Source organism: Actinosynnema sp. (assembly GCF_052038725.1).
The window spans coordinates 1-1,546 of sequence record NZ_JBQGCX010001266.1; the positions used below are offsets into that span (position 1 = coordinate 1).

The following is a 1,546-nucleotide window of genomic DNA, read 5'->3' on the forward strand; positions in this document are numbered from 1 at the left end:
CGGGGGATCGCGGCGCCGTTCGCCGTCACGCCCTGCTCATGGCCGAACCCTGCTCACTGCCGCGCCCTACGGGGCTACCGCGCCCCACCGGGCCTGGCTACCGCCAGTCGCGCCTGCCGGTGACCACGGCGCGCTGCGCGCTGGTCACCACCCCGCGCACCAGCACCGTGACCACCAGCCCGATCACCAGGTTCAGCACCGCCGTGAACACCTTCGACTCCGGGTCGAAGTCCACGCTCAGCGGCAGCACCACCGCGATCGCGGTCAGCAGCACCATGATCCAGCCGAAGAACCGGGCCCCGTTGGGCGTGGTCGCCAGCAGCACCTGCGCCAGCCCGGTCGCCCCGAGCGCCACCACCGCGCACGCCACGCAGTACGTCATCGTGCTCGCGTTGCCCCACGCGCCCTCGCCCTGCGGCGCGAGCACCGGCACCCCGAGCAGCCCCCTGGCCACCAGGATGCCCACCACCGAGATCAGCCCGGCGACCAGCGCGGTGGCCACCCCGCCCGCCCACAGCCGCCCCGCGTCGAACAGCCGCTCCGGCTTGGGCCTGACGGGCTGGCGGACCTCGCGCTCCACCGGCTGCGGCAGCACCGCGGTCTCCTCCACCTCGCCGGGGCGGGGCCGGGGGAACGCCTCCGCGCGTCGCGGTTCGACGTCCGCGACGGGCTCGAACCGGGTCCTCCTGCGGTCCTCCGCCATGACCTGCCTCCTCCGGGTGCGCACGCGGTCCTCGTCGCCGGGAGGGGTTTCCCGCCCGCGCCCTCCCCAACCGCGCCAACCGGGGGAACGCCGCACGTCCGGGGGTGGTCGCGCTCCACCGGGCGCGCCGCGCGCCCCCTGGTTACCGTCGGCCCGTTGACGCGGTCGATCACGACCAGCGAAGCTGAGCACCGCTCGCAAAGGCTCCCGCCGGGAGACCCCGGCACGACCACCCGACAGGAGCCACCGATGACCGGTCCGAAGCCGCCGGGCGAGACGCGCGGCGTCCTGGTCACCGGGGCCTCCAGGGGCATCGGCCGCGCTACGGCCCTCGCCTTCGCCCGGCGCGGCGACCGGGTCGCGGTGCACTACGCCCACAACCGGGCCGACGCCGAGCGAACCCTGGCCGAGTTGCCCGGTGGCGGCCACGTGCTGGTGCGCGGCGACCTGTCCGACCCGGAGGCCGCCGAGCTGGTCGCCGAGTCGGCGGACCACGGCCTCGGCGGGGTGGACGTGCTGGTCAACAACGCCGCCACCGCGCCCACCGAGGACACCGCGCACGCGATCGCCGAGGTCTCCTACGAGCACTGGCGGCGGGTGTGGCGCAGGTCGGTGGAGGTCAACCTGCTGGGCACGGTCGACCTGACGCACCGGGTGATCGCCCGCATGGTCGCCAGGTCGGTGCCGGGCCGGGTGGTCAACATCGGCGCGCGCGGCGCGTACCGGGGCGAGCCGGACCACCCGGCGTACGGCGCGACGACGGCTGCGCGGCACGCGTTCGGCCCGTCGTTCGCGGTGTCGCTGGCCCCGCACGGCCTCGCGGTCGCCTCGGTGGCGCCGGGC

Annotated in this window: 2 protein-coding genes; one reads left to right on the forward strand and one right to left on the reverse strand. The window is 76.1% G+C overall.

Annotated features, from left to right (window positions below; genetic code table 11):
- Nucleotides 1–97 precede the first annotated feature (97 nt).
- Complete coding sequence (locus ACTUAL_RS26740; RefSeq protein ID WP_309141985.1) at nt 98–703, reverse strand: DUF6069 family protein; 606 nt, start codon at nt 701–703, stop codon at nt 98–100.
- Between the two features lie 249 nt (nt 704–952).
- On the opposite strand from ACTUAL_RS26740, the gene ACTUAL_RS26745 reads away from it, so the two are divergent.
- Nucleotides 953–1,546: SDR family NAD(P)-dependent oxidoreductase (locus ACTUAL_RS26745; protein WP_440902183.1), on the forward strand; the 594-nt coding region annotated here is incomplete at its 3' end.